We start from the raw sequence: 5,914 nt of genomic DNA, 5'->3' as shown, positions 1-5,914 counted from the left end.
TATCGATATTGATCATATGCGGGATTTAATACATGAGAAATTTATGGAGTGCTCATCAAAAATTAGCTTTGCAAAGAGATGGATTGAAAAGTTTCTTAGTGAAAAACAGAAGTCCAAAATGTTGGGTGTTTGACTATAATTGAATATCGCTGTTAATATCTTCAAGGGTATTGCAGGAGGTCATTATCATTGCTTTTTCAATATCTGACCTATATAATCTATCAAACTTCTAACCCCTTCCGCACCATGGGGGACAGCCTCACGTACTATTGGACGACCGGTCAATACATGATCAGCACCCAAGGCAAGCATCTTCACAACATCAAAACCGGTCCTTACACCACCATCGGCAGTTATCACTACCTTTTTGCCTTTTTTAGTGTCCCTTATAGCTTTCACTATATTAGGAAGAACATCAGCAACTCCGGGGGTAGAATCAAGAACACGTCCGCCATGGTTTGAGATGCCTATTATATCTGCACCTGTTTCCAGTGCTGCCATTGCATCTTCTTCGCACATTATCCCTTTGACCATGAAAGGAAGGGGGGTAGAGCGTTTTAATTCCTTAAGATCATCGATGTTTTTTCTGACAATCGGTTTTCCGGCAAGGGTAAAATTAACCGATCCGGCACCGTCAATATCCACGCCAACCGCTATAGCTTTGGACCTTTCGGATTCTTGTATAAGTTCAATAAGAGTATCCTGTGAGCGTGGTTTGAAAATGTTGACACCATGTCTTCCTACACTTTTCAGTGCAATTATACCCGGGTGGACTTGAAAATCCTTTGCTGTATCCCCTGTGAATCCAATGAGTCCATCAAATTAGCATATAAATTCTCTCATTCTAATTTGATGGATTCTTATAGAAATAAGGCACTAAGGATAAAAATGTGGAGAATGGGCGTTGTGTGCCCATTATTGCTAAATGCACTTTAAAGTTACACATTTAATAGTGCTCCACAGGTGGTTTTGTAGTTTGTATTACAGGTAGCCTTCCATTTCATCGAATTGAAGATACCTGTAGATCTCGTCCTGTTTTGGTTCGATCTTCTCCCTGTAAACTTCCATGTACTCATCTACCGTGGGTATCCTGCCAAGGTTGGAGATAACCGCTCCAAGCTCCGCTGAGCCAAGGTAGACCTGTGCTCCGTCACCCACACGGTTGTCGAAGTTACGGGTGCTGGTGGAAAACACTGTGGAGGCATCCGGTACACGAGCCTGGTTTCCCATACACAGTGAGCATCCCGCGATCTCGATGCGGGCACCAACCTGACTGTATATGGAGAAAACTGACTCTTCCCTGAGCTTTGCCTGGTCCATCCGGGTAGGGGGGCAGATCCAGGTACGTACATCAGGGTTGAATTTCTGGCCACGCCAGATCTCGGCTGCAGCGCGGAAGTGCCCGATGTTTGTCATGCATGAACCTATAAAGACGTCCTGAATAGTTGTGCCTGCAACCTCGGAAAGCAGCTTGACATCATCAGGATCATTTGGGCATGCAAGGATCGGCTCCTTGATATCTGCAAGATCTATCTCTATGACGGCGGCGTAATCTGCATTCGGATCTGCTTTTAGTAGTTTCGGATCTTCCAGCCACTCCTCAACAGCTTCTATGCGCTTTTGGAGAGTCTGTGCATCGCTGTACCCGTCCTCGATCATCCTTTTCATCAATGCCAGGTTGGAGCGCAGATAGGTGGCTACGGGCTTCTCATCAAGCTGGATGCAACCGGCTGCAGCTGAGCGCTCTGCAGCAGAGTCCGTCAGCTCGAATGCCTGCTCGGCTGTGAGGTCGGGTAACCCTTCAATTTCCAGGATCCGTCCGTTGAATATATTGATCTTGTTCTTCTTTGGCACGGTCATAAGACCCTGCTTGATAGCATAGTATGGTATGGCGTTGACCACATCACGCAGGGTGATTCCAGAATTAAGCTCTCCACTGAAACGTACCAGCACGGATTCGGGCATATCCAGAGGCATGAAACCCAGAGCTCCGGCAAAGGCTACCAGCCCGGAACCTGCCGGGAATGATATGCCTATCGGGAACCTGGTATGAGAGTCGCCACCTGTACCCACGGTGTCTGGAACCAGCAGGCGGTTAAGCCAGCTGTGGATCACTCCATCCCCTGGGTACAGGGAGACTCCGGCACGCTCAGAAACAAAATCTGGCAGTGTCTTTTGCATCTTCACGTCCGCAGGCTTGGGGTAGGCTGCAGTGTGACAGAATGACTGCATGAACATGGGAGCCTGGAACTTGAGGCAGGCAAGTTCTGTGAGTTCGTCAGCGGTCATGGGGCCAGTGGTGTCCTGGGAACCGACAGTGGTCATCATCGGCTCACAGGCAGTTCCAGGCAGGACTCCATCTACACCGCATGCCCGACCAACTATCTTCTGTGCCAGGGAGTAAGCCTGTCCTGGTTCTGGAACCGGATTATCGGGTTTAACGAAAATGTCTGTCTCAGGCAGACCCAGTGCCTCGCGGGTCCGGGTGGTCAGCGACCGACCAATTATGAGGGGAATACGACCGCCTGCGCGGTATTCGTCCGGAAGGGTGTTGGGTTTGAGGTCAAAAGTGGAGAGTACATTGCCTTCTTCATCTGTTACTTCGCCCTTTACGGTATTGATGGTGATGATATCGCCGTGCCTGAGCTTGCTGATATCCATTTGCAGAGGAAGAGCGCCTGAGTCCTCGGCTGTGTTAAAGAAGATAGGAGCTATAGCAGTGCCGATGATCACACAGCCACGGCGTTTATTTGGGACATATGGTATGTCCTTGCCGATGTGCCAGAGCACACTGTTGCAGGCGGATTTGCGGGAAGATCCGGTTCCTACCACATCAGCGACAAAGGCAACTTCGTTTCCTTCCTCACGCCATTTTGCCATTTCCTCAATGCCTCCCGGGAAGCGGGTATTGCCCATTTCCAGTGCATGAAGAGGTATGTCGGGGCGACTCCATGCAGCACTGGCGGGGGAGAGGTCGTCGGTGTTGATCTCGCCGTCAACCTTGAATACCCTGACAGTTATGGTCTCAGGGATCCCTGGTCTGCTTGTGAACCACTCAGCGTTCGCCCAGCTCTCAAGAACTTTTCCGGCAGCGCCATTTGTCTTTGACAACTCCAGTATGTCTTCAAAAGCATCGTAGACGAGGGTTATACCTGAGAGTGCACAGGTAGCCTCATCTGCTACCTCGACATCCCTGAGTGTTTCGATAAGATATTTGACATTATAGCCGCCGATCATTGTTCCCAGGATCCTGATCGCTTCCTTTTTGTCTATAAGAGGTGAGGAGACATCTCCTGCCAGTATATCACCAAGGAAATCTGCCTTGACCTTTGCAGCGGGGTCTACACCAGGAGAGATTCGTTCCCTGAACAGGTGGAGCAGGAACTCTTCCTGGTCTGCAGGAGGATTTTGTAATAACTCACAAAGTTCAGAAGTCTGTTCCGGATTCAGAGGAAGTGCAGGAATTCCCTGGGCTTTCCTCTCTTCTTCGTGTTTTAGATAAGATTCGATCATCTTTTTCCTCCATAAGAAATTGTATTTTCGGCTGCATTGGCAACTGTGTAGCTTTTTCTTCTCTGGTTACTTTAAAACAGTATTTGATTGTATGGGATATGATGCTGATAATCGTGTTTGCTGTATATGACATTAACGGGGCAACAAATGAATATCTTTTTTGAATGAGCCTAGTCGAAGGCGAGATTGCAACTTCCATGACTTTTCGCTGGAAATCGGTGAGATGTCAGATATCAAAGCTGCACGCGCACTTGTGTTCGTTGCAGACAGCATCACTACCGACCACATCTCCCTGGCAGGTGCAATTCCACTACTGATTCTACTAAATCTTCCAAATCCTGAAATATTCCTGAAGGCTTGATTCTAAAATAATATTTAATCGTCCAGCCCTTTCCTGCCGAAAATGTAATTAGCCACCCTCAAAGCATCCTTATCTCCGGTAGCCTTTTCTACTGAATCGCTAAGTTTCACCACCGGTATACCATCGATCTTGTGTAGCTTGATGACCATGTTCAGAGGAGGGTTGTAACTGAAAAAGTCCGAATTGTTCGTCAGGGTTGTGCCAATACCGAAACTGCAATTTATTCTGCCACTACAATATTCTTTCAGTTTTACAGCATCACTTACATGAAGCGAATCACTGAATACGAGCACTTTTTTCATGGGGTCGATACCAAGCTTCTTGTAATGTTCGATAACCTCATCTGCGAACTTGATCGGGTCACCACTGTCATGCCTGACACCGTCATAAAGTTTCGCAAGCCCAAGGTTGAAGTTCCTAAAGAAAGGCTTTGAACCGAAAGTATCACTGAGGGCAATACTAAGATCACCTTTGTACACCTTTACCCAGTTATCAAAAGCAAATTTGTTTGCATTCCTTAGACCCACAAGGGCGGAATTTCCCATTATCCATTCATGGCCAATGGTACCTATCGGTCTCACACCATACTTCTTTGCAAAATATACATTGCTGGTGCCGGAAAATGAATCCAGTTTATGAAGGACCTCGATAACCTTATCATGTAATTTGAACCCTCTTCGGCGTCGGGTCCCAAATTCAGAGAATACACAGCCATTGGAATCCAGTTCCCTTCCCATCTCGCCTATGAAAGTACCATAATCATCCATTAGAGCAGTTTCAGTTTCGACGCAATTGGTTGCAGATATTCCTTCCCCTTCGTTATGTACTATAGTAAAATAAAGTTCCGAAATGGTTGACATGAGTACGATCTCCCACAATATGGAACTGTGCCACGGACCTTCAATACATAGTTCGAGCTCATTATCTTCTGTCAGAACTATCTTCACTTCTTCCGGGTCGAAACGGAAGTTCTTCAGGTATTCAACATAGGATGGTTTAAAAAAAGGGCAATTGGCTTTGAGCCAGATGTATTCATCTTCGGAAAGTGCCATTTTGGAAATCTCTTCATCGATGATACGTCTAAGTTCATTCACGAACTCATCTGTAAAACTCTGAGTGCCCCTGTTGATGAAATGGTATTCGGCACGTGCATCTGGAAACAGTTCTAACACTGCCATCTGCATTGTAAACTTATAAAGGTCATTGTCCAGTATCGATCGGGTCACTTGAGATCTTCCTTTATTTGAATTACCTATAGGATTCTACATATCGAAACCAATATATAAAAGGGCAGGCTCACATAAGTAACTCTCTAAAAAGGAGCAGAAATAACGGAGACAACAAAATGGAAGATCGGACAAAAGGCATCATCTACATGCTTACGACCGTTATCCTTTGGGGTTTCTCTTTCATAGGTACAAAGGTCCTGTTGAATTATCTGGACCCCGCGACCATAGGTTTCTTACGTTTTTTCATTGCAACAATTCTTCTGTCTGCTATTTGCAGAAAAAAAGCCGATTATACCAGAAAAGAACTACAATACGTCATGATCGCCGGTTTTCTGGGAATTACAAGTTTTTACATGTTCGAAAATGTAGCACTCACTTATACAACGGCTACGAACGCATCACTAATAGGTGCTACTGTGCCGATTTTCTTCTTGGTCACAGTTGACATTCTAAAGCGCACATTTTCAAACCCACTCAAATACTTTGGGATGCTCATTGCCTTTGTAGGAGTCGGATTACTGATACTTAACGGAAAATTCAACCTTGCACTTAATCCCCTTGGTGATCTTCTAATGTTCGGCTCGGTCTTCTCATGGGTATTCTATACTATCATAATAGATAAATTAAGGTCGAAGGATATGCTCATCCTTTCCCGTGACATCACTCTGTCAGGTACGATATTTCTGCTCCCATTTGCACTTTTTGAGGCAAGGAACATGAGGATCGACATTGTTTCACAGTCAGACCTTCTAATAGTTATTGTTGCCCTCATGTATCTGGCTATACTCGCTTCTGCTCTCGGATTCCTCTT

At 45.9% G+C, this 5,914-nt stretch carries 5 protein-coding genes; 2 read left to right on the top strand and 3 right to left on the bottom strand.

Annotated features, from left to right (window positions below):
- Positions 1–186: 186 nt before the first annotated feature.
- Positions 187–645, bottom strand: coding sequence for an alpha-hydroxy-acid oxidizing protein (locus QAS77_RS09885; protein WP_305065302.1), 459 nt, complete (start codon positions 643–645; stop codon positions 187–189).
- Between the two features lie 336 nt (positions 646–981).
- On the bottom strand, positions 982–3,513 hold the full coding sequence (locus QAS77_RS09880) for a bifunctional aconitate hydratase 2/2-methylisocitrate dehydratase (protein ID WP_305065300.1): 2,532 nt from the start codon (positions 3,511–3,513) through the stop codon (positions 982–984).
- Between the two features lie 223 nt (positions 3,514–3,736).
- On the opposite strand from QAS77_RS09880, the gene QAS77_RS09875 reads away from it, so the two are divergent.
- Positions 3,737–3,874: a hypothetical protein gene (locus QAS77_RS09875; protein WP_305065298.1), complete on the top strand. Its 138-nt coding sequence runs from the start codon at positions 3,737–3,739 to the stop codon at positions 3,872–3,874.
- Between the two features lie 14 nt (positions 3,875–3,888).
- On the opposite strand, the gene pncB is transcribed toward QAS77_RS09875, so the two are convergent.
- Positions 3,889–5,100 carry a nicotinate phosphoribosyltransferase gene (pncB, locus tag QAS77_RS09870; RefSeq protein WP_305065297.1) on the bottom strand — a complete coding sequence of 404 codons (1,212 nt, stop codon included), beginning with the start codon at positions 5,098–5,100 and terminating at the stop codon, positions 3,889–3,891.
- A 119-nt stretch (positions 5,101–5,219) separates the two neighbouring features.
- On the opposite strand from pncB, the gene QAS77_RS09865 reads away from it, so the two are divergent.
- Positions 5,220–5,914: DMT family transporter (locus QAS77_RS09865; protein ID WP_305065295.1), on the top strand; the 695-nt coding region annotated here is incomplete at its 3' end.

Origin of the sequence: Methanococcoides sp. (genome assembly GCF_030594565.1) — an archaeon.
GTDB classification, from domain to species: domain Archaea; phylum Halobacteriota; class Methanosarcinia; order Methanosarcinales; family Methanosarcinaceae; genus Methanococcoides; species Methanococcoides seepicolus.
Note: the sequence above shows the minus strand (reverse complement) of the source record. Positions and strands in the feature narration are given on the sequence as shown.

Bases quoted from the DNA above. Each gene is read 5' to 3' on its own strand.
- QAS77_RS09875 (WP_305065298.1), top strand. From the start codon at position 3,737: ATGTCAGATATCAAAGCTGCACGCGCACTTGTGTTCGTTGCAGACAGC.
- QAS77_RS09880 (WP_305065300.1), bottom strand. From the start codon at position 3,513: ATGATCGAATCTTATCTAAAACACGAAGAAGAGAGGAAAGCCCAGGGA.